The organism is Streptomyces panacea, from assembly GCF_040560175.1.
GTDB lineage: Bacteria > Actinomycetota > Actinomycetes > Streptomycetales > Streptomycetaceae > Streptomyces > Streptomyces panacea.
On the sequence record NZ_JARJHW010000033.1, the window covers coordinates 16987 to 41882 of the forward strand.

25 protein-coding genes are annotated in these 24896 nt (G+C 68.5%); 19 read left to right on the plus strand and 6 right to left on the minus strand.

The genetic code is table 11. From position 1 onward, the window contains the following. Nucleotides 1-675 carry a potassium-transporting ATPase subunit C gene (locus tag P3L51_RS11150; RefSeq protein ID WP_354604971.1) on the plus strand — a complete coding sequence of 225 codons (675 nt, stop codon included), beginning with the start codon at nt 1-3 and terminating at the stop codon, nt 673-675. Nucleotides 676-775: 100 nt separating this feature from the next. Here P3L51_RS11150 and P3L51_RS11155 read toward each other — a convergent pair whose 3' ends face one another. Further along, nucleotides 776-1141, minus strand: coding sequence for a sensor histidine kinase (locus tag P3L51_RS11155; protein WP_354604972.1), 366 nt, complete (start codon nt 1139-1141; stop codon nt 776-778). Here P3L51_RS11155 and P3L51_RS11160 point away from each other — a divergent pair. After that, on the plus strand, nt 1131-1322 hold the full coding sequence (locus P3L51_RS11160) for a hypothetical protein (RefSeq protein ID WP_354604973.1): 192 nt from the start codon (nt 1131-1133) through the stop codon (nt 1320-1322). The genes P3L51_RS11155 and P3L51_RS11160 overlap by 11 nt on opposite strands. A gap of 104 nt (nt 1323-1426) precedes the next feature. Here the strand turns inward: P3L51_RS11160 and P3L51_RS11165 are convergent, their stop codons facing one another. Further along, entirely contained in the window at nt 1427-5020 is a 3594-nt protein-coding gene (locus P3L51_RS11165; RefSeq protein WP_354604974.1) for a Z1 domain-containing protein, read from the minus strand. Nucleotides 5021-5342: 322 nt separating this feature from the next. Here P3L51_RS11165 and P3L51_RS11170 point away from each other — a divergent pair, with 322 nt between their 5' ends. After that, nucleotides 5343-5714, plus strand: a complete 372-nt coding sequence (locus P3L51_RS11170; RefSeq protein ID WP_354604975.1) for a hypothetical protein — start codon at nt 5343-5345, stop codon at nt 5712-5714. 213 nt (nt 5715-5927) lie between these two features. Here P3L51_RS11170 and P3L51_RS11175 read toward each other — a convergent pair whose 3' ends face one another. Next, on the minus strand, nt 5928-6518 hold the full coding sequence (locus tag P3L51_RS11175) for a hypothetical protein (RefSeq protein ID WP_354604976.1): 591 nt from the start codon (nt 6516-6518) through the stop codon (nt 5928-5930). A 271-nt stretch (nt 6519-6789) separates the two neighbouring features. On the opposite strand from P3L51_RS11175, the gene hemL reads away from it, so the two are divergent. The 7 genes from hemL to ccsB all read left to right on the plus strand — a co-directional run bounded on the left by hemL (nt 6790) and on the right by ccsB (nt 14601). Beyond that, a complete protein-coding gene (gene hemL, locus P3L51_RS11180) occupies nt 6790-8112 on the plus strand; it encodes a glutamate-1-semialdehyde 2,1-aminomutase (RefSeq protein WP_354604977.1) in 1323 nt (440 codons plus the stop codon). Next, a complete protein-coding gene (locus P3L51_RS11185; RefSeq protein WP_354604978.1) occupies nt 8109-8786 on the plus strand; it encodes a histidine phosphatase family protein in 678 nt (225 codons plus the stop codon). Before hemL ends, P3L51_RS11185 begins: the two co-directional genes overlap by 4 nt. A 159-nt stretch (nt 8787-8945) precedes the next feature. Beyond that, entirely contained in the window at nt 8946-10199 is a 1254-nt protein-coding gene (locus P3L51_RS11190; RefSeq protein ID WP_354604995.1) for a polysaccharide deacetylase family protein, read from the plus strand. A 108-nt stretch (nt 10200-10307) separates the two neighbouring features. Further along, a complete protein-coding gene (locus P3L51_RS11195; protein WP_435594425.1) occupies nt 10308-10937 on the plus strand; it encodes a TlpA family protein disulfide reductase in 630 nt (209 codons plus the stop codon). Nucleotides 10938-10968: 31 nt separating this feature from the next. Then, nucleotides 10969-11706: a cytochrome c biogenesis CcdA family protein gene (locus P3L51_RS11200; protein ID WP_354604980.1), complete on the plus strand. Its 738-nt coding sequence runs from the start codon at nt 10969-10971 to the stop codon at nt 11704-11706. A 4-nt stretch (nt 11707-11710) separates the two neighbouring features. Continuing rightward, entirely contained in the window at nt 11711-13513 is a 1803-nt protein-coding gene (resB, locus tag P3L51_RS11205) for a cytochrome c biogenesis protein ResB (RefSeq protein WP_354604981.1), read from the plus strand. Next, nucleotides 13510-14601, plus strand: a complete 1092-nt coding sequence (gene ccsB / locus P3L51_RS11210) for a c-type cytochrome biogenesis protein CcsB (RefSeq protein ID WP_354604982.1) — start codon at nt 13510-13512, stop codon at nt 14599-14601. The genes resB and ccsB overlap by 4 nt, the downstream gene beginning before the upstream one ends. Nucleotides 14602-14682: 81 nt before the next feature. Here ccsB and P3L51_RS11215 read toward each other — a convergent pair whose 3' ends face one another. Next, nucleotides 14683-15132 carry a PLD nuclease N-terminal domain-containing protein gene (locus P3L51_RS11215; RefSeq protein ID WP_354604983.1) on the minus strand — a complete coding sequence of 150 codons (450 nt, stop codon included), beginning with the start codon at nt 15130-15132 and terminating at the stop codon, nt 14683-14685. Nucleotides 15133-15219: 87 nt separating this feature from the next. On the opposite strand from P3L51_RS11215, the gene P3L51_RS11220 reads away from it, so the two are divergent. Next, nucleotides 15220-16677: a menaquinone biosynthesis decarboxylase gene (locus tag P3L51_RS11220; RefSeq protein ID WP_354604984.1), complete on the plus strand. Its 1458-nt coding sequence runs from the start codon at nt 15220-15222 to the stop codon at nt 16675-16677. 122 nt (nt 16678-16799) lie between these two features. Then, a complete protein-coding gene (mqnP, locus tag P3L51_RS11225) occupies nt 16800-17639 on the plus strand; it encodes a menaquinone biosynthesis prenyltransferase MqnP (RefSeq protein WP_435594428.1) in 840 nt (279 codons plus the stop codon). Nucleotides 17640-17663: 24 nt separating this feature from the next. Here mqnP and P3L51_RS11230 read toward each other — a convergent pair whose 3' ends face one another. Continuing rightward, nucleotides 17664-18269 (minus strand): rhomboid family intramembrane serine protease, encoded by a 606-nt coding sequence (locus tag P3L51_RS11230; RefSeq protein ID WP_354604986.1) that lies wholly within the window; start codon nt 18267-18269, stop codon nt 17664-17666. Between the two features lie 93 nt (nt 18270-18362). On the opposite strand from P3L51_RS11230, the gene P3L51_RS11235 reads away from it, so the two are divergent. From P3L51_RS11235 to P3L51_RS11260, 6 genes are all read left to right on the plus strand, one after another. Further along, nucleotides 18363-19085: a UbiX family flavin prenyltransferase gene (locus P3L51_RS11235; protein WP_435594426.1), complete on the plus strand. Its 723-nt coding sequence runs from the start codon at nt 18363-18365 to the stop codon at nt 19083-19085. A 92-nt stretch (nt 19086-19177) separates the two neighbouring features. Beyond that, nucleotides 19178-19633: an Lrp/AsnC family transcriptional regulator gene (locus P3L51_RS11240; RefSeq protein ID WP_023539462.1), complete on the plus strand. Its 456-nt coding sequence runs from the start codon at nt 19178-19180 to the stop codon at nt 19631-19633. An 85-nt stretch (nt 19634-19718) separates the two neighbouring features. Continuing rightward, nucleotides 19719-20882, plus strand: coding sequence for an aminofutalosine synthase MqnE (mqnE, locus tag P3L51_RS11245; protein WP_354604997.1), 1164 nt, complete (start codon nt 19719-19721; stop codon nt 20880-20882). Nucleotides 20883-20987: 105 nt separating this feature from the next. Beyond that, the gene (locus P3L51_RS11250; RefSeq protein WP_354604987.1) at nt 20988-21533 is read left to right on the plus strand and encodes a GNAT family N-acetyltransferase; all 546 of its coding nucleotides are present in this window, start codon (nt 20988-20990) and stop codon (nt 21531-21533) included. A 128-nt stretch (nt 21534-21661) separates the two neighbouring features. Then, nucleotides 21662-21958: a DUF4229 domain-containing protein gene (locus tag P3L51_RS11255; protein WP_354604988.1), complete on the plus strand. Its 297-nt coding sequence runs from the start codon at nt 21662-21664 to the stop codon at nt 21956-21958. Nucleotides 21959-22368: 410 nt separating this feature from the next. Next, the gene (locus P3L51_RS11260; protein WP_354604989.1) at nt 22369-23742 is read left to right on the plus strand and encodes a dicarboxylate/amino acid:cation symporter; all 1374 of its coding nucleotides are present in this window, start codon (nt 22369-22371) and stop codon (nt 23740-23742) included. Between the two features lie 19 nt (nt 23743-23761). Here the strand turns inward: P3L51_RS11260 and P3L51_RS11265 are convergent, their stop codons facing one another. Continuing rightward, entirely contained in the window at nt 23762-23932 is a 171-nt protein-coding gene (locus P3L51_RS11265; RefSeq protein ID WP_354604990.1) for a hypothetical protein, read from the minus strand. Nucleotides 23933-24128: 196 nt separating this feature from the next. On the opposite strand from P3L51_RS11265, the gene P3L51_RS11270 reads away from it, so the two are divergent. Then, nucleotides 24129-24776, plus strand: coding sequence for a TetR/AcrR family transcriptional regulator (locus P3L51_RS11270; protein ID WP_354604998.1), 648 nt, complete (start codon nt 24129-24131; stop codon nt 24774-24776). The last annotated feature ends 120 nt before the right edge of the window (nt 24777-24896 follow it).

A 24896-nucleotide genomic window follows, 5' to 3' on the forward strand; every position in this document is an offset into this window, starting at 1 on the left:
ATGAACACCACCATCGGCAGCACCGCCCGCCTCCTCGGCGCCGGGCTCCGCGCCCTGCTCGTCCTGAGCATCGTGTGCGGCGTGATCTACCCCCTCGCCGTCATGGGCGTCGGACAGGCCCTCTTCGACAACAAGGCCAACGGCTCCGAAATCACCTCGGACGGCAAGGTCGTCGGCTCCGAACTCATCGGCCAGCGCTACGACCTGCCCCTCAAGAAGGGCCAGGAGACCCCGGAACCGGACCTCAAGTGGTTCCAGCCCCGCCCCTCCAACGGTCTCGGCACCAACAGCGTCAACACCCAGTACAGGCTGATCCTCTCCGGAGCGACCAACAGGGCGGGTGACAACGAGGAGTTGATCCAGTGGGTGAAGGACGCGAAGGCGGCCGTCGTCAAGGACAACTCCGTCGACGGGTACGAGGTCAGGCCCTCGGACGTGCCTCCCGACGCGGTCACCTCGTCCGGCTCCGGCCTCGACCCGGCGATCTCCCCGCAGTACGCCGACATCCAGGTACAGCGGGTCGCGAAGCTGAACGGCCTGGACGTGGCGCGGGTGCGGAAGCTGGTGGACGACCACAAGGACGGCCGCATCCTGGGCTTCATCGGTGAACCACGCGTGAATGTGCTGGAGTTGAACATCGCCCTCAAGGCGCTTGAGTCGCCGAAGGGGGAGTGACGGGTCGTGGGGTCCGCGTGGTGTCCGCCTCCGACCGGGCGGGCACCACGTGCCGCGTACCGCATGCCGCTGCGGCGCCGATCTCCGCTCCATCAGCCCGTCAGCTGTCGTTGAAGGTGACGGAGACGGTGAGCCCTCCGTCGTCGCCCGGGTGGGTGGTGATGCGTGCGCCGTGTGCCGTGGTGATCGACCTGGCGATGGAGAGGCCGAGTCCGTGACCGGTGGTGCCGGTCCGGTCCTGGCCGAGGCGGCGGAAGGGTTCGAAGAGGCCGGCGACCTGGTCGGGGCGCACGGGCTCGCCGGTGTTCGCCACCGTCAGCGTGCGGCCGTCGAGGCGCAGCGATACGGTCCCGCCGGGCCGGTTGTACTGAACCGCGTTGTGCAGCAGATTCGTCAACAGGTGCCGCAGCAGCACCGGGTCGCCCGCCACATGCAGTGGCCGGTCGGCGGTCAGGGTGACGGCCACGTCCCTCTCCTTCGCCCGGGGCCGCACTTCGCCGACCAACTGCCGTGCCATCTTCCGCCAACTGGCGCACGAACAGAACAAATGCGTCATCGTGGTCACCCACAGCCAAACCCTGGCGGCCGGCTCGGACCGCACACTCACCCTGCGCAAGGGCAAGGCCACCCCCATGAGCAAGCCCTGACTCCCAGGCCGTCACCAGCCGTGCTCCGCCGGCACACCGGATCCCGCCAGGTATCCGAGCAGCCCTTCCCTGGGCCACGGGTGGGAGTACCGCCTCGCTTCACCTCATACGTCGCCGGCCCGGAACCGGATGGCCGGCCCGGACCCGTCGTTGTCCATCCTGTCGGGAGTCAACAGTGCGAAGCCGATGGAGACGCGGGAAGTGTCCACCGGCTGATGGAGCGCCTCCGGTTCGATGACGGGATAGAGCAACGCCAGCCCGCGCTCGCCGTCATTCAGCAACTCCCGCGCCACTCGGCGGTGGCCGGGATCGCTGATCGCGCCGAAGGCACCCGGGCGCCGACGAGTACGCCGGAACAGTGACATCTCAGGTGTCCCAGGGAGGGCTGCCTTCAGCGCGTTCTCCGAGGCGAGCTGGGGTGCCACGATCAGCCATCCGCCCAGCGGCGCCGGGCCAGTGCCGAGACTCCGCAGATACGCCAGGTGCGGTGCGAAAGCCTTGGGTCGGTCCCACTCCAGACCGTCCAGTACGCCGAGCAGCTGTGCGTGCGTGACAACTGCGGTGAGTGCCGAGAACGAGGTGGCCCTCGTTCCGTCCTGGGCGCGCACCGAGAGCTGCTTCACCGGTCCGCCGAGTGCTGACAGCACCGGCCGCCACCGTTCCGCATTCGCGCTCATGGTGGCGCCACCGACAGGAAGTGCGGTCGGCTCGATCCACCTGCCGGGTGAGCGGATCTCCACGAGCCGGGCATGCACCATCTTGCTCGCGCTCGTGGGCTTCAGTTCTGGGAGGTACTGGGCCACCAGCGGCCTGATCTGCGACGGCGTGATCGCTGGGCCGCCGTCCACCGGCATCGCGTAGTCGGCGAGCTGCGCGCGGAAGGCCTCTTCGTCGCGGCAGGCGGCCTCGAATGCCTCGTATGGGTCGACGCTTCTGTCGCCTCCCGTTCCACGCCCGATGTACAGCCGCACCAGGTCCCGGTAGCCATGGCGGAAGCCGAACCAACGCCCCATCTGCATCAGTGAGTCGGCCTGGCCGGTGTCGCGCCGGTAGTAGGTGACGGTCAGTCCTTCGACTGTGAAGCCGCGGGAGAGCTTCGCACCTCCCACAAGGATCTTCCACACCGGACCGCGGTCGAAGTCCACGGTCCCGCTCTCGATGTCCCGGTCACCGTTGACCACGACGACCGGACCCCCGCCCGCTTGGATGCGGCTGCGCGCCGCGCGGAGGTAGGGCACCAGGTCACTGAAGTCCGCAGGCCTCACGAATCCGTCGTGGTGGTGGGCCGATACGCGAGCGAAGTCGGTCTCGAACAGAGCGCGCAGCCGTCCGAGCCCGTGGTCCGCCTCCTGCTGATTCACGCGCCAGAGGCGGTTGATCCGGTGGGCGCTCTCACGATGGTCGACCCTCCGCACGGACTCGTGGACGAGCATCGTGTGGTGACGGTAGTCGATCCCGCTCGGGTCGCGCGCCTCACGGTAGAGCTTGACCGCCGCCGACAGGAGGAAAGCGTCCAGTGCCTGGCGCAGGTACATGTCCTCACCTTCCCCGGTCTCCTCTATGGGCCGGACGTGTGCGAATTCCCGCGAGTCGGCGACCGTCCGCTTGTGGACTGGAACCGGGGAGTCGAAGTCGTGGAACTCGCGCGCCCCCATGTAGCCGGACGGGCGAGGCAGCGCGATGACGAAGTCCTTCGGAAACAGATCGTCCTGATCGGTCGGGTTGATCAGGACGTTCGCGAACGGAGTGGCGGTGTAGGCGACGTACTGGGCGCGCGGGAGCAGCCTCAGCAGATCGGAGATGAGGCCGTTGATCGCGGTGCGGTTGGCTCCCTCCCGTCCGCTCCCGGAGTGCGCGGTGTTCACCGATCCGTGGTCCGACTCGTCGTCAACAATGAGGACGGGAATCTCTTCGAGCTGTCGCCCCAGCCGCCGGAGGTCGCTGACGACCCGTGTCAGAACCCCTTTGTTCTTCTTCACCACCATGAGTCGCGCCGCACTGCGGTGCAGGTTGTGAGGGTGGTGCAACGGCAGGGTGGGATCGGTCTTCTCGAATTCGAGCGCGGTGATGCCCTGACGCAGCGCCCGGTAGTCGTCGTTCCGGGTGGTGAGGCGGATGACGTCGAACGCGCCGAGTCGTGAGGGGAGCTCTCTGTGTGAGAGAAACCCGCCCGCCTGCCACGCAGGGTCGTCGGCATACTCGGAGTGCTCGTCGGGCGCCCCGCGCAGGATGTTCTCCTTGCCCACCAGTTCCATGTCGAGACGCCGTTGGGTCTGGGCGCGCAGCAGGTTGAGTGTGCCGCTGAGCACGATCACCAGCCGGTACCCGCGGTCCATTGCCTTGGCGATCACTCCGGTGAAGCTGGCGGTCTTCCCGGACTGGACATACCCCATCACCAAGCCCTTGGTCTGGTAGGCGGCCGCGTCCGAGGGGTCGGCGAGCCGTTCTACCACTCGATCGGCAGCCTCGTCGATGCCGGTCACGGCCTCGGCAGACCAGCCTTTGAGGTCTCTCAGACCCCGTTTGTACGCAGGCCAGTACCAATCGTTGGCGAGGTGCGCCGGAGTGGCCCACGGCGGACGCGGTTCGCCGATGACGACGGGGCCTTCGACGAAGGAGATCGGGATCAACTCGGTCAGGATCCGCCGGGTATCGGGCTCCAGGGCGAGCGCTTCGTACATGGCGATCCGTCGCTCGAAGCTGCGGGGCGGGCTGTCCGTCCACCGCGGGCCCGTCTCGTGGTCCCACCGATTGATGTTTCGTCGCCAGGAGTCGACCAACGGGCCCGCCTCGTCGTCGGCCAACTGGCCGCGCAGCACGTGCTGTGAGGTGTCAGTCCGGCCTGACAGGTCGGCGGACACGTACTCGAGTGCTCCGGCAAAAGACCGAGGACCGAGACCGACCATGGCGCCGAAAGCCAGGTCGTGCAGTTCGACCGCTGCCTCACTTGGCGGCCCGATATTCGGATCGCCCATGGGGACGAGGGCGTCCAGCACATCGCAGCGGCGCTGGTCGAGTGCCAGCAATTGATAGGTCGCGACCCGGCGATCCCGGGTATCCGGCGGGGAATCTGTATGCGCCATGGTGGGTGCGGAGTCCGCAGCCATCAAGAGGGTGCGCCAGGAGGCGAGAACAGGAGGGCTCACTCGAACCGGTATGGCGGGGGCGCCGGACGCGTGCTGTTCCGCGTAGCGGTCCAGCTCGGTCAGGACGGTGTCGCCGCAGTCGTCCAACGACCCTGTGATGATGTGCAGTTGTGTGCGCAGCCGACGGATCTCCGCGCGGGCCGCGGACAGGCCATCCTCTGCCTCCGCTGTTCTGCGATCTGCGTCCCTGGCCTGTTCGGCTGTGTGACGGATCCGGGCGCTCAGCGTCCGCATCTGGTGCTGCGGATCCTTACGCCCCTGCGCGGCGGCGGCATGAAGGTGCCACAGTTGTTCGGCCTGCTCCGGGGAGAGGCGGTCTCCGGCGAAATCGATGAGGGCTTTGACGAACTGCGTAGGCGGAAAGCTCTTGCACCTGAGGTACTTGCTGAGCGTCGTGTAGTCCACCCACAGCCTGGGGGCGCTGGCCCGGAGCGAGAGGCGCCGCGTGTCGAACGCCGCGCGCATGGCCCCCACGAGGCCCGCTTCGGCGGCGGACAGATCGGCACGAGACTCGTCGAGTGTGCCGTCCGCCCGGTTGTCTGACAGCACCATCCATTCCTACCTGCTGCCTCTGACACTTGAGGGTGTTGCGCGGATTCCGGCAACACCGCGGCTGTTTCGGCCGAGTCGGCAACATGTTGCCCCGTGCGCAACACCCTTCGGGTACCGGAACGTCGTCACTGGAACTGCCCGAACTCATCACCAGGACGACGAAGATGCGCAAGTCCATCGCGATCAAGAAGCACCCGACGACGACCTCGAAGTGGACGGCCCCCATCCGACGGCCGCGCCGGCTCGCCCGTCGCGCCTGGTCGGGTCTCATCAGGCACATGCTCCGTGGCGCGGCTTCGGCACTTGGTTCGACTGTCATGGCGTGGCTCATCTGGTGGGTGATGAACCGGTAAAGCGCAAGACGATTCCCTTCGTACCGATCGGCGTCGTCGGAGGGTCGGCTGCTGACCCCCTCTCCTCTCGCACGTTCGACGAGTCGTACCTCGAAGCGGAACTCGAACACGCTGGTCCGCGTGCTGCGAGGGTTGGCGTCGGCGATGCCCCAGAGGTCGCGGATGTGGCGCACGGTCGCCCAGATGTCCTCGTGGGTCTCGACGGCGAAGCCGAGGATGCGGCATCCGCACACGCCGATGCCACGTTCGACAAGGCGGCGGGCGATTCCGAGGACGACTTCTCGCAGCCCCCTGCCGACGAGGAGTTCGAGTTGGGTGCGGGCGGGACGGGGGTTGTGTAGTGGGGGTGCGCATCATCGGTCCCGGTGGTCATGGATATTCCGGGAGCTCGGGCGCACTTCAACGCGGTCGTGGCTCAACGGCAGTTCGGCGGGCTCGGTGGGTCGCGGCACTGAAGGGCCGAGAGGGAGAGCGCGCCCCGAGGAGCTGACTCTCCTTCATTTCCGTGCCCCGGGCGCCCACTTGAGCGGGCGCCCGTACCCCGGAACTCGGCTCTACGGCCACACCAGGCAGTACGGCTGATGCCCCGCCTCATGCAGCCGGTGGCTGAAGTCCTGCCATTCGTGCAGCAGTTGGTAGACGTAGAACGCGTCCCGCGGTCCGCCCCGGTCCGGGACCGTCGACCAGATGAAGGCCGCCGCTCCCACCGATTCCTCGCCGATGTCGCGGAGGGGGTCCACCACCGTCATCGGGAGTTTGACCACCGCGTAGTCCGGGTGCAGTACGACCAGTTCGAGTGGGGGGACCTTGTTCAGGGGCATGCCCTGGATGCCCGTGAGGACCATCGCGGCTATCGTCTCGGGCTTGATCTTGGTGAACATGCCGCCCATGCCCAGTTCGTCGCCGCCCAGTTCCTCCGGGCGCATCGAAATGGGGACGCGGGCCGCCGTCGCGCCGTCCGGGGCGCCGAAGTACTTGTACGTCACGCCCACCCGGCCGCTCCCGCCTCCCGGAGGCCGGCTGTCGTTCCGGCCGGAGGGAGGCTGCGCGCGGGCCTCTCGCTCGCGGCGCCGGTGTTTCCCCCGCCGGGCAGGGTCGGGCCCGAGGTCATCGGTCCCCTCGCCCAGTCCGCCACCGCGATGCATATCTCCACCCGACCACTCGCAGCCCCGGCCGCGCAACCCGATCATCGTGACAGTGACCTCCCCCACGGACGACCGGTGAAACACCTGTCCGCAGATACTTCCAAGCCTCTGACACCATGGATTGCGTGAGCTTCCCCTATGACGCCCCAGTTTCGCAGACGCGGGGGCGTTGACGCCCTTATGTAATACGAGGAGACCGCGCGCCCCGCTCATCGGTGGCCGAGATCCTTCGTCCCCGGCCACCCGACCCCGAACGCAGATCAGGACCAAAGTGTCGTATTCATACGAAGCCCCCGTTTCGCAGGCGCTTTTCGACCGTGCGTCGATCGTGACGCCCGGCGGCGTGAATTCTCCCGTCCGTGCCTTCCGCGCCGTGGGCGGTACGCCCCGGTTCATGGTGTCCGGTGACGGTCCGTACCTCACCGACGCCGACGGGCGCGACTATGTCGACCTCGTCTGTTCCTGGGGGCCGATGATCCTCGGGCACGCGCGGCCCGAGGTCATCGAAGCAGTCCAGGCCGCCGTCGCCCGGGGTACGTCCTTCGGGACGCCCGGTGAGGGCGAGGTCGCCCTCGCGGAGGAGATCGTCGGCCGGGTCGCGCCCGTCGAGCAGGTACGGCTCGTGTCGTCCGGCACCGAGGCGACCATGTCGGCGATCCGGCTCGCCCGCGGGTTCACCGGGCGCGCGAAGATCGTCAAGTTCGCCGGCTGCTACCACGGGCACGTCGACGCGCTGCTCGCCGCCGCCGGCTCCGGTGTCGCGACGTTCGGGCTGCCCGACACGCCCGGGGTGACCGGCGCGCAGGCCGGGGACACCGTCGTACTGCCGTACAACGACCTGGCGGCCGTACGCGAGGCATTCGCCGCGCACCCCGGCGAGATCGCCTGTGTGATCACCGAGGCCTCGCCCGGGAACATGGGCGTCGTACCGCCGCGTGACGGGTTCAACGCCGGGCTCAAGGAGCTCTGCGCCGCGAACGGCGCGCTGTACATCTCCGACGAGGTGATGACCGGATTCCGTACGTCGAAGGCCGGCTGGTACGGCATCGACGGCGTCGCGCCCGACCTGATGACCTTCGGCAAGGTCATGGGCGGCGGATTCCCCGCGGCGGCCTTCGGCGGTCGCGCCGACGTCATGGCGCACCTCGCGCCCGCCGGGCCCGTCTACCAGGCGGGCACGCTCTCCGGGAACCCCGTCGCCACCGCCGCCGGGCTCGCGCAGCTGCGGCTGCTCGACGACGCGGCGTACGCGAAGGTCGACGCCGTCTCCGCAGAGATCCGCGGGCTGGTCACCGACGCCCTCGGTAAGGAGGGCGTGGCGCACCGGGTGCAGACGGCGGGCAACATGTTCTCCGTCTTCTTCACCGCCGACGAGGTCCACGACTACGACGGAGCCAAGCGGCAGGAAGCGTTCCGCTACACCGGCTTCTTCCACTCGATGCTCGCCGACGGCGTCTATCTGCCGCCGTCCGCCTTCGAGTCCTGGTTCGTCTCCACCGCCCACGACGAGCGCGCGGTCGAGCGCGTCGCCGCCGCCCTGCCGGCCGCCGCCCGCGCGGCCGCGGAAGCGACCGAGGAGGGTGTGCGCGCATGAGCGCCGAGACCACCGTCGTTCACGTCGTACGGCACGGAGAGGTGCACAACCCCGACGGGGTCCTCTACGGGCGCCGCGACGGCTACCACCTCTCCGAACTCGGGAGGCGGATGGCCGACCGCGTCGCCGAGCACCTCGCGAGCCGCGACATCACCTACGTCGTCGCCTCCCCGCTGGAGCGCGCCCAGGAGACGGCGACCCCCGTCGCCAAGTCCCACGGCCTGACCCTGCACACCGACGACCGCCTCATCGAGGCCGCCAACGTCTTCGAGGGCAAGACCTTCGGGGTCGGCGACGGCGCGCTGCGCTCGCCCGCCAACTGGCGTTATCTCACCAACCCGTTCCGGCCCTCCTGGGGCGAGTCGTACGTCGAGCAGGTCGCCCGCATGAAGGCCGCCCTGGCCGACGCGCGCGACGCGGCCCTCGGGCACGAGGCCGTGTGCGTCAGCCACCAGCTGCCGATCTGGATCGTGCGCAGCCACTTCGAGCGCCGCAGGCTCTGGCACGACCCGCGCCGCAGACAGTGCACGCTCGCGTCCCTGACGACATTCACGTACGAGGGGGAGAGGCTGATCTCCGTCGCCTATACGGAACCGGCGCGTGATCTCGTACCCCCGCATCTTCTCGCCGGTGCCAAACCGGTGAAGGGCGCGTCGAAAGCCTTCGGAGCGTAGTCGGCCAATCGCCCACGGTTCGGCGGGAAATGTCACATCCGCTGTTACAGGCCGATGCTTTACCAATTGCTGGAACCTGTGAGTTCCCTGTGCCATCTAACGTGTTGTCGTCCGCATGACCGGCGGACGTTACATGAACGAGCGCGGATGGGAACCGATATGCGCGACATGAGCCGAAGGGGCTTGCTCGGGGCCGGAATCGGGGCGGCGGCCGCAATCGGAATCGCGGGCTGCGGTACCCACACGGGTGCGTCCGGCAATTCCGGTGGGGACAGCGGCGGGACCGCGGGCGAGGGCGGGGTCGAGCCGAGCGGCAAGGCGAGTGGGAAGAATGTGCGGCTGATCGGTGACGGTTCGACGGCCGACACCGGAAAGCAGCCGCACCAGCCGCCCAAGCCCGTGCCGCTCGAACCGGGCGAGACCCCGCCGCAGTTCGTGATCTTCTCGTGGGACGGCGCGGGCGAGGTGGGCAACGGCCTCTTCCCGCGCTTCCTCGACCTCGCCAGGGACCACGGCGCGGCGATGACGTTCTTCCTCTCCGGTGTCTATCTGCTGCCGGAGTCGAAGAAGACGCTCTACCGTCCGCCGGGCAACGCCGTCGGCGCCTCCGACATCGGCTATCTCACCGACGCGCACATCAAGGACACGCTCACGTGCATACGCCGGGCCTGGCTCGACGGGCACGAGATAGGCACCCACTTCAACGGGCACTTCTGCGCCGGCTCCGGCTCCGTCGGCAACTGGTCGCCGAAGCAGTGGCGCGACGAGACCGAACAGGCCATCGGCTTCGTCACCGAGTGGAAGACGAACAGCGGCTGGAAGGACCTCGATCCGCTGCCGTTCGACTACCGCAAGGAACTGGTCGGCGGCCGTACGCCCTGCCTGCTCGGCCAGGACAACCTGCTGCCCATGGCGGGCAAGCTGGGCTGGCGCTACGACGCCAGCTCGCCCGGCGGCCGGCAGATGTGGCCGGGCAAGCGACAGGACATGTGGGATCTGCCGTTGCAGGCCGTGCCGTTCCCCGGGCATTCCTTCGAGGTGCTGTCGATGGACTACAACATGCTCGCCAATCAGTCGAAGAATTCGACGAAGGGCGTTCCCTCGAATTATCCGGGCTGGCGCGAACAGGCCACCGAAGCGTATCTCTCCGGATTCCGCCGCGCTTACGAGTCGAATCGCGCCCCCTTCTTCATAGGGAATCATTTCGAGGAGTGGAACGGCGGCATATATATGGATGCGGTCGAAGAAGCGCTGAAGGGGATGGCGGAGAAGAAGGACGTACGGCTCGTCTCCTTCCGGCAGTTCACGGACTGGCTCGATGTCCAGGACCCGGCGGTGCTCGCCGAACTCCGTACGCTGGAGGTCGGCCAGTCCCCGGCCGGCGGCTGGAACACCTTCTTCAAGGCCGCGTAAGCCTCGTAACGCCTGTGGCGGCGGCCCTGACCAGGCCGCCGACAGTGCGTTCTCCGGGAGCGAGGGGGGCGAAGAAGATCCCTGAATGGCCCATGCGAAACTTTTCACATGAACTTTGGCCGAGCCCTCCCAAGCCGCTCGAACCGACGCCCACGCGCCGTACTTCCGGCCGTTGTCGCGTCGGCGGCCATGCTCACCCTCGCGGCGTGCGGCGGCGGTGCCACGTCCGGCGGCGGCGGTGACACCAACTTCGTGACGAACACCGGCGGGGTGCAGACCGTCGCCAAGGGCGAGCGCAAGGCGGTCAACGAGATCGCCGGTGAGACGCTGGACGGCAAGCAGCTCGACGTGGCCGGCCTCAAGGGCAAGGTCGTCGTGCTGAACGTCTGGGGCTCGTGGTGCGGACCCTGCCGCGCCGAGGCGCCGTACTTCGCGAAGGTCGCCAAGGAGACCGAGGACAAGGGGCAGGACGTCGCCTTCGTCGGGCTGAACGCCCGCGACGCCAACAAGGGTTCGGCCATCGCCTTCGAGAAGAACTTCGGCGTCACGTACCCGAGCATCTACGACCCCGCGGGCAAGCTCATCGTCAACGGCTTCCCGAAGGGCACCCTCAATCCGCAGGCCATCCCCTCCACGATCGTGCTCGACCGGGACGGGAAGATCGCGGCCCGCTCGCTCAAGGCGCTCGACGACAAGAAGCTGCGCGAGATGATCGACCCGCTGATCGCGGAGAAGTGATCCCGTGGAGGTTCTCGCCGCAGTTCCCGGCATGAACGAGACCGTCCTCGACGGGGCGCTGTTGGTCGCGCTGCCGATCGCGGTGCTGGGTGGTCTCGTCTCGTTCTTCTCACCGTGCGTGCTGCCCCTCGTACCCGGCTACCTCTCGTACGTCACCGGCATCAGCGGCACCGATCTGGGCGACGCCCGGCGGGGGCGGATGCTCGCCGGCGCGGTGCTGTTCATCACCGGCTTCACCGCGGTCTTCGTCTCCGGCGGCGCGCTCTTCGGCTACTTCGGCAACACCCTCCAGGACAACCGGGCGGTCATCTCCCGGATCCTCGGAGTACTCATGATCGCGATGGGCGTGTTCTTCATGGGGCTGCTGCCCTGGCTCACGCAGCGCGAATTCCGCGTCCACAAGAAGCCGGTGTCGGGCCTCGTCGGCGCTCCGCTGCTGGGTGCGATGTTCGGGGTCGGCTGGACACCGTGCATCGGCCCGACGCTCACCTCCGTGAACATGCTGGCCTTCGACCAGGCGACCGCGGGGCGGGGGGCCATACTGACCGTCGCGTACTGCGTCGGACTCGGCGTGCCCTTCGTGCTCGCCGCCGTGGCGTTCCGCAAGGCACTGGGGCTGTTCGGCTGGGTCAAGCGCCACTACGTGTGGGTGATGCGGATCGGCGGCGTGATGATGATCGCGACCGGGCTGCTGCTGGTGACTGGCGTATGGGACAGCATCATGCAAGACATGCAGACGTGGACCAACGGCTTCACGGTGGGGATCTAGTTCCATGAGCAAGACAGAGACGACGACCGCGGGCTCCGACTCCGACAAGACGACGGCGGAGGCGGAGGCGGCCGAGACCGCGCCCGAGACGCCCGAGTCACCCGAGGCGCGCGAGTCCCGCGAACTCGGCGCCGCCGGATCGCAGCTCTCCACGGCCCCCCGCGAGGAGTCCGCCATCGGCGGCCCCAGCCTCGGTCCGTTCGGCTGGATCCGCTGGTTCTGGCGCCAGCTCACCTCGATGCGTGTCGCGCTGATCCTGCTGTTCATGCTGTCGCTCGCCGCGATCCCCGGCTCGCTCATCCCGCAGAACAGCGTCGACGAGCTCAAGGTCCAGACGTTCCAGGAGAAGCACGAGACGGTCACCCCGATCTACGACCAGCTCCAGCTGTTCGACGTCTACAGCTCGGTGTGGTTCTCGGCGATCTACCTCCTGCTCTTCATCTCGCTCATCGGCTGCATCGTCCCGCGCACCTGGCAGTTCGTCGGGCAGCTGCGCGGCCGGCCGCCGGGCGCCCCCAAGCGGCTCGACAGGCTTCCCGCGTACACGACCTGGCGTACGACCGCGGAGCCCGAGGAGGCCCGCGAGGCCGCGCTCGCCATGCTCAAGCGGCGGCGCTTCCGCGCGCACACCGCCGGGGACGCGGTCGCCGCCGAGAAGGGCTACCTCCGCGAGACCGGCAATCTGCTCTTCCACATCGCGCTGATCGTGATGCTGGTGGCCTTCGCCACCGGGCAGTTGTTCAAGTCCGAGGGCGGCAAGCTGATCATGGAGGGCGACGGCTTCTCCAACACCCTCACGCAGTACGACGACTTCAAGTCGGGCTCGATGTACGACACCGACGACCTGGAACCGTTCAGCTTCGACCTCGACAAGTTCGTCGGAACCTTCGAGCGCAAGGGACCGCAGGTCGGCACGGCCCGCGAGTTCGAGGCCCACGTCAGCTACACGACGGACGCGGGCGGCAAGGAGCGCAAGGCGGTCATCGAGGTCAACGAACCCCTGGAGGTCAAGGGTTCGAAGGTCTATCTGATCGGCCACGGGTACGCACCCGTCCTCACCGTCCGCGACGGCAAGGGCAAGGTCGTCTTCAAGGGCGCGACACCGCTGCTGCCGATCGACAACAACATCACCTCGACCGGCGCGATCAAGGTGATGGACGGCTACCGCGACAGCAAGGGCAAGAAGCAGCAGCTCGGCTTCAACGCCTTCTTCGTCCCGACGTTCGCGGGCAAGGGCAACGGCAACATGTTCTCCCAGTTCCCCGAACTGGACTTTCCCGTGCTCGCGCTCACCGGCTACCAGGGCAGCCTCGGCGTCGACTCCGGTCTGCCGCAGAACGTGTACCAGCTCGACACCAGCAAGATGAAGCAGTTCAAGGACGCCGACGGCAACAAGCTCGCCCAGCGGCTGCTGCCCGGCGAGACGATGAAACTGCCGAACGGCGCGGGCTCGGTGACCTTCGAGAAGGACATCAAGGAGTGGGCGACCTTCCAGGTCTCGCAGCAGCCCGGCAACGGGCTCGCCCTCACCGGAGCGATCGGGGCCGTCCTCGGGCTCGTCGGCTCGCTCTTCATCCAGCGGCGCCGGATCTGGGTCCGCGCGGTACGCGGCGCCGACGGCGTCACCGTCGTGGAGATGGCCGGCCTCGGCCGCAGCGAGTCGGCGAAGCTCCCCGAGGAGCTGGGCGACCTGGCACTGACGCTCAACGCGCAGGCGCCGACCGCACCCGCGGCCCCGGCGCCCGAAGAAGCGCAAGAAACCCCCGTCACACCTACCGGAGAGCCTGTCGAAGGGGCTGAGAAGTGATCCTCGCCGCCACCACCAACGAGAACCTGGCGCACACCGCCAACGTGCTGGTCTATTCGTCCATGGCCGTCTACACCCTGGCCTTCTTCGCCCATATCGTCGAGTGGGTCCTGGGCAGCCGCAGCAAGGTCGGCCGTACCGCCGCCGCGCTGACCGGCGCCGGTGCGGCGGGCTCCGCCACGGTCGAGGTGCGCACGGCGGAGAAGGAGAACGGCGGCGGCACCGCCGTCCTGGAGCGGCCCAAGGTCATCACGCGCTCGGCTGCCGGACGCCGCGACGTGCCCGACGGCCCCGGCGCGGCGGGCGGCACACTCAAGGGCGACCTGTACGGACGTATCGCCGTCGCCCTGACGGCGCTCGGCTTCCTGATCGAGGCGGCGGGCGTCATCAGCCGCGCGATGGCGGTGCAGCGCGCGCCGTGGGGCAACATGTACGAGTTCTCCACCACCTTCTCCACGGTGGCGGTCGGCACGTATCTCGCCTTCCTCCTCACGAAGAAGAACGTCCGCTGGATCGGACTGCCCCTGGTCACCACGGTCCTGCTCAACCTGGGCGTCGCGACGACCGTGCTCTACACCGACAGCGACCAGCTGGTCCCTGCCCTGCACTCGTACTGGCTCTGGATCCACGTCTCCACCGCGATCTTCTGCGGCGCGGTCTTCTACCTCGGCGCCGTGGGCACGCTCTTCTACCTGCTGCGTGACGTGTACGAGTCCAAGGTCGCCCGCGGCGTCACCGTCGGCCGCGCGTGGTCCTCCGTCATGGAGCGGCTGCCCGCCGCCGCGACGCTCGACAAGTTCTCGTACCGCGTGAACGCCGCCGTCTTCCCGCTCTGGACCTTCACGATCATCGCGGGCGCGATCTGGGCCGGCGACGCCTGGGGCCGCTACTGGGGCTGGGATCCCAAGGAGGTCTGGTCCTTCATCACCTGGGTCGCCTACGCCACTTATCTGCACGCGCGCGCCACGGCGGGCTGGAAGGGCCGCAAGGCGGCGACGCTGGCGCTGGTCGCGTTCGGCTGCTGGCTGTTCAACTACTACGGCGTCAACATCTTCGTCACCGGAAAGCACTCGTACGCGGGCGTGTGACGCACAGCGGGACGATCCACGAACAGCGGCGCGCCCCCGGCCCATCGGGCCGGGGGCGCGCCGCTGTGCCGTCGTACGGGCTCAGGCCGTCGGCGGGACGTCGTCGGCGCTGCCGCCCTTCTCGCGGCGCTCGATCTCGGCCTCCCGGCGACGCAGATCGGCCTCGCGCCGCTCCAGTTCGGCCAGCGCGTCGGCGTCCGCGGCCGGCGTCTCTTCCTTCTTCCCGCCGTCCTTCGCCCCGTCCTTCCCGCCGTCCTTCTTGCCGTCCTTCTCAAGGGACTTGAGGAAGTCGGGGTTGTCGTCCGGCGCGACCCAGCCGCCCCGGCGGCCACCCGCCGAGCCGATGCCGGCCGTGGGCTTCTTGCCCGCGATCAGCCACGCGATCGAGCCGACCAGCGGGAAGAGCAGCACCAGGATGGCCCAGATGGGCTTGGGGATATGGCGGATGTCCTTCTCGTCGGTGGTGATGCAGTCGATGAAGGCATAGATGCTGAGAGCCAGCGGCACCAGAATCATCAGCACCCGAAGCATGGGCGGTCCCCCTGTGCGTGGAGATCGAGTACGGGGCGGTGGCCCCGGTTACAGGTCCAGGGTAGCGAGTAGCAGATACTGGATCGCATGGCTTACGACGATCTTCGCTCTCTGCTCCGGGCGCTGGAGCGCGACGGCGACCTCAAGCGCATCAAGGCCGAGGTCGATCCGTATCTGGAAGTCGGTGAGATCGTCGACCGGGTGAACAAGGCCGGCGGCCCCGCGCTTCTCTTCGAGAACGTCAAGGGGTCCGACATGCCCCTGGCGATGAACGTGTACGGGACGGACCGCCGGCTCCTCAAGGCGCTCGGCCTCACCTCGTACACGGACATCAGCGACAAGATCGGCGGGCTGCTCAAACCCGAACTGCCGCAGGGCTTCGTGGGGGTGCGCGAGGCCTTCGGGAAGCTCGGCACGATGACGCACGTGCCGCCGAAGAAGGTGAAGCCCGGCAGCGCGCCCGTGCAGGAGGTCGTCCTCACCGGTGACGACGTGGATCTGGACAAGCTGCCCGCGCTCTTCACCTGGCCCGAGGACGGCGGATCCTTCTTCAACCTCGGTCTGACACACACCAAGCACCCCGAGACTGGCGTCCGTAACCTCGGGCTCTACCGGCTCCAGCGCCACGACAGGCGCACCATCGGCATGCACTGGCAGATCCACAAGGACAGCGCCAACCACTACCAGGTCGCCGCCAAGCGCGGTGAACGGCTGCCCGTCGCGATCGCCTTCGGCTGTCCGCCCGCAGTGACGTACGCCTCCACCGCCCCACTGCCCGGCGACATCGACGAGTACCTCTTCGCCGGCTTCGTGCAGGGCAAGCGGATCGAGATGGTCGACTGCCGTACGGTGCCGCTCCAGGTGCCGGCCAACGCCGAGGTCGTCATCGAGGGCTGGCTGGAGCCGGGCGAGATGCTGCCGGAGGGGCCGTTCGGCGACCACACCGGCTTCTACACGCCGCAGGAGCCGTTCCCCGCGCTGACCATCGACTGCGTGACGATGCGCAAGCGTCCGCTGCTCCAGTCGATCGTGGTCGGCCGTCCGCCGACGGAGGACGGGCCGCTGGGGCGTGCGACGGAACGGTTCTTCCTGCCGCTGCTCAAGATCATCGTGCCCGACATCGTGGACTACCACCTGCCGGAGTCGGGCGGCTTCCACAACTGCGCGATCGTCTCGATCGACAAGAAGTACCCGAAGCACGCGCAGAAGGTGATGCACGCCATCTGGGGCGCCCACATGATGTCGCTCACCAAGCTGATCGTCGTCGTGGACGCCGACTGCGACGTCCACAATCTGCACGAGGTGTCCTGGCGGGCGCTGGGCAACACCGACTACGCGCGGGACCTGACGGTCGTGGAGGGACCGGTCGACCACCTCGACCACTCCTCGTACCAGCAGTTCTGGGGTGGCAAGGCCGGTATCGACGCGACGCGCAAACTCCCCGAGGAGGGGTACACGCGGGACGGTGGCTGGCCGGAGATGGTCGAGTCCGACCCGGAGACCGCGGACCGGGTGACGAAGCGCTGGAGGGAGTACGGCCTGTGACCAGTGCCGCGGAGGGAGCCGACGGACTCGTCGGACAGGGACGGCAAGGACGGCGGCAGCGGCCCCAGGGGTCGGGGCCCGCGCCGTCGGGCAGCAGGACGCGGGCGTTCCTGCGGCTCGTGATGATCGAGCACTCGGTCTTCGCGCTGCCGTTCGCGTACATCGCCGCGCTGACGGCCATGTTCCAGCTCGACAAGAACATCCACTGGGGCCGGCTGCTGCTGGTCACGATCGCCATGGTGGGCCTGCGGACCTTCGCGATGGCCTGCAACCGGATCATCGACCGGGAGATCGACGCCCGTAACCCCCGTACGGCGAACCGCGAGTTGGTGACCGGCGCGGTGTCGGTGCGCTCCGCGTGGACGGGCGCGCTCGTCGCCCTCGTGGTGTTCCTGGGCGCCGCCGCCCTGCTGAACCCGCTCTGTCTGGTGCTCGCTCCCGTCGCCGTGGTCCCGATGGTCGTCTATCCGTACGGGAAGCGCTTCACGAACTTCCCGCACGCCATCCTCGGCCTCGCCCAGGCCATGGGCCCGGTCGGTGCCTGGATCGCCGTCACCGGCGAGTGGTCGTGGGACGCCGTCATCCTCGGTCTGGCGGTCGGCATCTGGATCGGCGGCTTCGACCTGATCTTCGGCAGCCAGGACGTCGAGGCGGACCGCGCGCACGGCGTGAAGTCCGTACCGGCGCGCTTCGGCATCCCGGCCGCGCTGTACGGCGCGCGCGTCGCGCACGCCGTGACCACGGCCCTGCTGGTCTGGTACGCGCTGGTCACCGACGCCGGACTGTTCTTCTGGGTGGGTCTGCTGATTGTCGCCGCCGCGTTCCTCTACGAGCACCAGGTCGTGAAGCCGAACGATCTGTCCCGTCTCAACCGCGCCTTCTTCACCGTCAACGGCTTCATCGGGATGGCGCTGTTCATCTGCGCGCTGCTCGACCTGCTCGTACGGGGACTGACCCCCTGACGTGCGGGAGGTGGGCGGGCGCGGTCAGTACCTGAGCGCGCCCGCCGGGACCTGGCGCTGGGGGCGGCGGAACATGAACGCCGCCACCACGCCGCCTATCAGCCCGAAGAGATGGCCCTGCCAGCTCACCGTCGGATTCGTCGGCAGGACGCCCCACAGCGCCGATCCGTACATCACCAGGACCAGCACGCCCACCACGATGTCCACCATGCTGCGATTGACGAAGCCGCGCACCAGCAGATAGCCGAGCAGCCCGAAGACCACACCGGACGCCCCCGCCGTGACGGAGTTGTCCGCCGCCGTGAGCCAGACGCCCAGGCCGCCGACCACCATGATCGTGAGGACCACGCGCAGGAAGCGGCCTATGCCGCTGAGCGCCGCGAGGAAGCCGAGCACGAGCAACGGCACGGAGTTGGCCGCGAGATGGTCGAAACCGTGGTGCAGGAAGGCCATCGGGATGACATCGCGCAGCTCGCCCAGGTCACGCGGGCTCAGTCCGTACGTGTCGAGCGCGCCCGTCGAGGAGTCCACGGCCTCCAGGACCCAGAGCAGCGCCAGCCAGCCCAGCATCAGCGCCGCCGCCGCCTTGATACGGCCCACAGCGTTCCTGTCGATGGATGAATCCGGCATGTCGCCCCCCAAGGGTCGTCGCGCTCCCACCCCTGGAACGCGCGAGGCACCGTCCCCGGTTCCTGCTTCCGGGCGCCGGATAGGGTCGGACGCGTGAAACCCGGATCGGACCACGAGGACCAGCGGCATGTCGAGCGGCCCACGGCCGGGCCCAGGCGGCCGTGGGTCGTCGGAATCTCCGGCGCGTCGGGGACCCCGTACGCGGCGGCCGTGCTGCGCGGGCTGCTCGACGCCGGCGAGAGCGTCGATCTGATCGTCAGCCGCGCGTCCCGCCTCACGCTGCTCGACGAGACGGGGATCTCCTTCCGGGACGCGCACTGGCGAGAGGATCTGCGCGCGTGGCTGGCCAGGGGCGCCGACGGAAAGCCGGACACCTTCGCCCCCGACGTGTCGGACGTACGGCACTGGGCCGCCGGTGATCTGGCGGCCGGGCCGTCCTCGGGGTCGTACCCGGTCAAGGGGATGCTGATCGTCCCCGCCTCCACGGCGTGTGTGGCGGGTGTCGCGCTCGGGCTGTCGAAGGACCTGCTGCAACGCGCGGCGAGCGTCACGCTCAAGGAGCGCCGCACGCTGGTGGTCGCCGTCCGGGAGACCCCGTTGGGCGGTGGGACCCTCAAGCATCTGGTGACGCTGGACGAGGCGGGCGCCGTCGTGCTGCCCGCGTCCCCGGGCTTCTACGCGGGGGCGACGCACATCCAGGACCTGGTGGACTTCGTCGCCGGCCGGGTGCTGGACGCGGCCGGGGTGCCGCACCGGTTGTACCGCCGCTGGGAGGGGGAGCTGGGGGGCTCCCGTACGGGGCCGGGCGCCTCCTAGCGAGTCCGCATATGCACCGCCGCATGGCCGCACTGCCTTAGATTGCATACATCAACTTGCGAGATTGCTGAACAATGGAAGGCTTCAGGCATATGGACGCCGTGGATAGGCAGCTCATCCAGGCCCTCAGAGAGAACGGCAGAGCTTCGTACGCCGAACTCGGCCGGCTCGTCGGGCTCTCCGGGCCCAGCGTCACCGACCGCATCAACCGGCTGGAGGCGGCAGGCGTCATCATCGGCTACCGCGCCACCGTCGACTCGGCCTCGCTCGGCCTCGGTGTCACCGCGCTGATCGGCATCTCGCTCTCCGACGCCGCCGACCACGAGGACGTCGCGCACCGATTGCGCGGTCTGAGCGAGATCGAGGACTGCTGGTTCATCGCCGGCGACGACTCGTACATGCTCAAGGTCCGCGCCGGTGATGTCGACGGTCTGGAGAAGACGATCCGCCGCCTCGGCAGTACGAAGGGCGTCTCCCGGACCCGTACGACCATCGTGCTCTCCACGAAGTGGGAGAACCGGGTCGGCGAACTTCCCGACGAAACGTAGGCGTACGGTTGGTGGAGCCTGATAACCGGGCGTTCGGCGGACAAATGGCACACACAGTGGGAGGCGCCGCATGACTGCATCTGTCATGGATGTGGGGCTCAAGCGCGAGCTGGAGGAGAAGGTCAGGGCCGGCGAGCGGCTGACCCGTGAGGACGGCATCGCCCTCTACGAGTCGGACGACCTGGCCTGGCTGGGCGGGCTCGCGCACGAGGTGCGGACGCGTAAGAACGGTGACGTCGTCCACTTCAACGTCAACCGGCACCTCAACATGACGAACGTCTGCACCGCGTCGTGCGCCTACTGCTCGTTCCAGCGCAAGCCGGGCGAGAAGGACGCGTACACGATGCGCATCGAGGAGGCCGTCCGGCTCGCCACGGCGATGCGCGGCGAGAGCCTCACCGAGCTGCACATCGTCAACGGGCTCCACCCGACGCTCCCTTGGCGCTACTACCCGCGCTCGCTGAAGGCGCTCAAGGAGGCGCTGCCGGAGGTCTCGCTCAAGGCGTTCACGGCCACCGAGATCCACCACTTCGAGACGATCTCCGGGCTGACGGCCAGTGAGATCCTCGACGAGCTGATCGACGCCGGGCTCGAATCGCTGACGGGCGGTGGCGCCGAGATCTTCGACTGGGAGGTCAGGCAGCACATCGTCGACCACCGCACGCACTGGGAGGACTGGTCGCGCATCCACCGCCTCGCGCACGAGAAGGGTCTCAAGACCCCGTGCACGATGCTGTACGGCCATATCGAGGAGCCCAGGCACCGGGTCGACCATGTGCTGCGGCTGCGTGAACTCCAGGACGAGACCGGCGGGTTCCAGGTCTTCATCCCGCTGCGCTATCAGCACGACTTCGTGGACATGCAGGACGGCAAGGTCCGTAACCGCCTCCAGGCGCGTACGACGATGGCCACCGGCGCCGAGGCGCTGAAGACCTTCGCCGTCTCCCGGCTGCTGTTCGACAACGTCCCGCACGTGAAGGTCTTCTGGGTGATGCACGGTGTGCAGACCGCCCAACTGGCGCTCCAGCACGGCGCGGACGACATGGACGGCTCGGTCGTCGAGTACAAGATCACGCATGACGCGGACAACTACGGCACGCCGAACAAGCTCGGCCGTGAGGATCTGCTCGACCTGATCCGCGACGCCGGTTTCCGGCCCGTCGAGCGGAACACGCGCTACGAGATCATCCGGGAGTACCCGGGCCCCGACGCGGACCGGCGTGAGACGCCGCAGCCGATGCGGCTCTGATCTCCCAGTACGTTCCCGTTGAGCGGCCCCAGCTCGCTGAGCTGGGGCTTCTCGCGTTCTGGAACGGGGTTGAGTACCTGGGCGGGTAATAGTTAGTGTTGACGAATGCCACTTACGTCGCCGCTTGTGTTCACCCTGGACCCGCCCGTCGGCCCGGCCCTGCGCGACGGGATCGTCACGCTCTGGACGGACGTCTCCGACGCGGGCGGCGCCGTCGGCTTCGTACCTCCGGTGGATCCGGACGACGTCCGCGCCGAACTGGTCAGACACCTCGCGTCGATGACCGAGGGGCGGACCCGGCTGCTCGTCGGACACGACGAGGAGGGTGCGGTGGCCGCCACGGCCTTCCTCACGTTCAACACCCACCGGCTGATGCGGCACTGGCTCTGGCTGTACACGGTGATGGTCCACCCGCGGCACCAGGGCAAGGGGTACGGCCGGGAGCTGATGTACGCGGCGGCCGACGCCGCCCGCGGCCTGGACGGCATCGAGGCGATACGGCTCACCTGCCGGGGCGGCACGGGGGTGGACCACTTCTACGCGTCGTGCGGCTACAAGGAGGTCGGCCGGGTGCCGGACGCGATACGGGTGGCGCCCGGCGACGACCGCGACGACATCACGATGCTGCTGCCGCTGCACCGGATCCCTTGAGCGGTAACCCCCTTATATGGGACGGCGGACGGCGTGCTTCACTGGTCGTGTACGCCGGACCCGTACGTCCGACGCCCGCGTCGTCATCCGGCCGGACGCGTACATCGCCACGAGGAGAGAGGGCCGCTGTGACCGCCGCCAGAACGAGCGCCACGATTCGCTACACCGCGATGCGCCTGGGCATCTTCGTCGGCAGCTTCGTCGTCGTCGCCGCCCTGGTCCAGTTCGGCGCGCTGCCCAAGGGCCTGGGCGACTCCAACTTCATCTGGGTGCTGCTGCTCGCGCTCGTCGTCTCCGCGCCGCTCAGCTTCATCCTGCTGCGCAAGCAGCGCGACGAGATGTCCGCCCAGCTCGTCGGCAGGGTCGACTCCGCGAAGGCCAAGCTGGAGGCGAACCGTACGCAGGAGGACGGTGCGACCCAGTAGGACGGGTCCTGTCCCGTATAAGCACCGCGTAAGTTTCGTCACACCCGTACGACCGCACGCATGCCTGTCCGTCACGCCCCAGCCGCTCACGCGCTGGGGCGCCGGTGCTGCCAGGGGCAGTTGGCGGTTCGCCCGCCCCTCGATACCTCAAAGCAGACCTTTGAGTTCCCCAAAGTCCCGGTGTTAATGTATCGGGCATGAAGACAGCAGTGCGCCATCACGCCGTGAGCCTCGCGCTCGTGGCGCGCCTGCATGTCGATCTCTGCCGCTGCATGTCCGCGGTCTGTTGCGGCTCTCGCTGATCCGAGCCCGCTTCATGCGGCGGCGCCACTTCTGACGCACGGGCGCCGCACCCCCCAGTTCCACCCCCCTCGTCCCCGTATCTCCGTATGCCCAACTGGAGTGTGTCCGTGTCCGCGAATTCCGAGCCCGCCACCACCGGCAAGGCCGACCAGGCCGACAAGCCGGCCGGTTCAGGCCCAGGTCTCTCCATACCCAAGGTCCCGTTCTGGGCCCAGATCGTCGCCGGTCTCGTACTCGGCGTCCTGCTCGGCTGGCTCGCCCGCAGCCAGGACATCGACTGGCTCTACACCACGCTCGACAAGATCGGCAGCATCTTCGTCCAGCTGCTGAAGCTGGCCGTCGCCCCGCTGGTCTTCTTCGCGATCCTGGTGTCGATCACCAACCTCCGCAAGGTCAACAACGCCGCCAGGCTGGCCTCGCGCACCCTGCTCTGGTTCCTGATCACGTCGCTGATCGCCGTCGTCATCGGCATCGTGATCGGTCTGATCACCAACCCGGGCTCCGGCACCGGCCTCACCCCGAAGGACGGGGAGAAGCCCGAGGGTTCGGGTTCCTGGATCGACTTCCTGACCGGCATCGTGCCGACGGACGTGATCACCCCGTTCACCGAGCTGAACGTCCTGCAGATCGTCTTCCTGGCCGCCATCGCGGGCGTCGCCGCGCTCAAGCTCGGTGACCGTGCCGCGCCGATCCTGGCGCTCAGCGAGTCCGTGCTCGAACTGCTCCAGAAGGCCCTGTGGTGGGTCATCCGTCTCGCCCCGATCGGCACCGTCGGCCTCATCGGCTACGCCATCGCGGACTACGGCTGGGACCTGATCGGCGACTACGCGACCTTCACCGCCGACGTCTACATCGGCTGCGCCCTGGTCCTCTTCGGCGTCTACCCGCTGCTGCTGGTGACGGTCGCCAAGGTCAGCCCGATCCAGTTCTTCAAGGGCGCCTGGCCCGCGATCCAGCTGGCCTTCGTCTCCCGCTCCTCGGTCGGCACGATGCCCGTCACCCAGCGGGTGACCGAGCGCCTGGGCGTGCCGAAGGAGTACACGAGCTTCGCCGTCCCGTTCGGCGCCACCACCAAGATGGACGGCTGCGCCGCTATCTACCCGGCGCTGGCGGCGATCTTCATCGCGGAGATCTTCGACGTTCAACTCGGCATCCAGGACTACCTGTTGATCGCCTTCGTCTCGGTCGTCGGTTCGGCGGCCACGGCCGGTCTCACCGGTGCGACGGTCATGCTGACCCTGACCCTCTCCACGCTGGGTCTGCCCCTCGAGGGCGTGGGTCTGCTGATCGCGATCGACCCGATCCTGGACATGATCCGTACGGCGACGAACGTCGCGGGCCAGGCCCTGGTCCCGGTCATCGTCGCGTCACGGGAGAAGATCCTGGACCTCGACAAGTACAACTCCGCGTCGGCGTCCCCGATCGACGAGCCGGAGCCCGAGCCCAGCGACCGCGAGACCGCTGTCCCGGTCGCCGCGTGACGCGGTAACGGATCACGAGTCACGTCCCGGCGGCGTCCCCGGCCTTTCGGCCGGGGGCGCCGCCGCGTCGTGTGCGCAGTGCCGCGACCACCGGCGGCGGGGTGCCGCTCCCGACGGGCCGGTCGAGTCGGGCGACCTGCCGCCCGAACGGCGTCCCGGTGCCGAGTACGTCGTCCGGCCGGCCGTCCACGGGCTGTCCGTGCCGCTGCTCGACGGGCCGCCGCGCGGCCTGCTTCCCGTGGAGGCCGGGAAGGCCGGGAAGGCTGGGAAGCGCCTGCTCGACTCGATCGAGCGCGGGCTCTGACCGTAGGCTTACGCGGGTTCGGGGGCAGGTGGGGTGGGAGGAAGACCAGGTGGGTTCCGCAGGCGCGGGGAAGATCAAACGGATGCCGCGCGAGGTACGTGAGCGGCAGATGATGGACGCCGCGGTGGCGACCTTCGGGCGGCGGGGCTACCGCGCGGCCTCGATGGACGAGATCGCCGAACTGGCCGGGGTCTCCAAGCCGTTGGTGTATCTGTATCTCAACTCCAAGGAGGACCTGTTCACCGCGTGCATCCGCCGCGAGGCCGAAGCGCTCCTCGCGGCCGTACGCGCCGGTGTCGTGGAGCCGGGGCTCGCGCCGGACGAGCAACTGTGGGCCGGGCTGACCGCGTTCTTCGCGCACACCGCGGAGCACCCCGACGCCTGGTCGGTGCTGCACCGGCAGGCCCGAACGCACGGGGAGACCTTCGCCGCCGAAGTGATCACCATGCGGGGGGAGTTGATCTCCTTCGTGACGGCCCTGCTCCGGGACGCGGCCCGCGCGAAGCCCGCCACGCCCGATCTGGCGGACCTGGGGGACCGGGACGTCGTCGGGGTCGCCCAGGCACTCGTCGGCGCCGCCGAGGCGCTGGCCGACTGGGCGAACGAGACCCCGGACGTCTCGGCGAAGGAGGCCGCGTCGACGCTGATGAACTTCGCCTGGACGGGGCTCGGAAGCCTCATGGACGGCGAGCGGTGGCCGACGGGCAACTCGTCAGCCACGCGGCGGTAGTTGGCGGCAGCGGTGGGGCGGGGGACGTGGTGACGGCGTCGCCGCCTTGATTTCGCGACCCGCTCCGGATTAACTCTGCCCGGACCGGAGCCCCACGCTCCGCGCAGAGATGAGGGAACA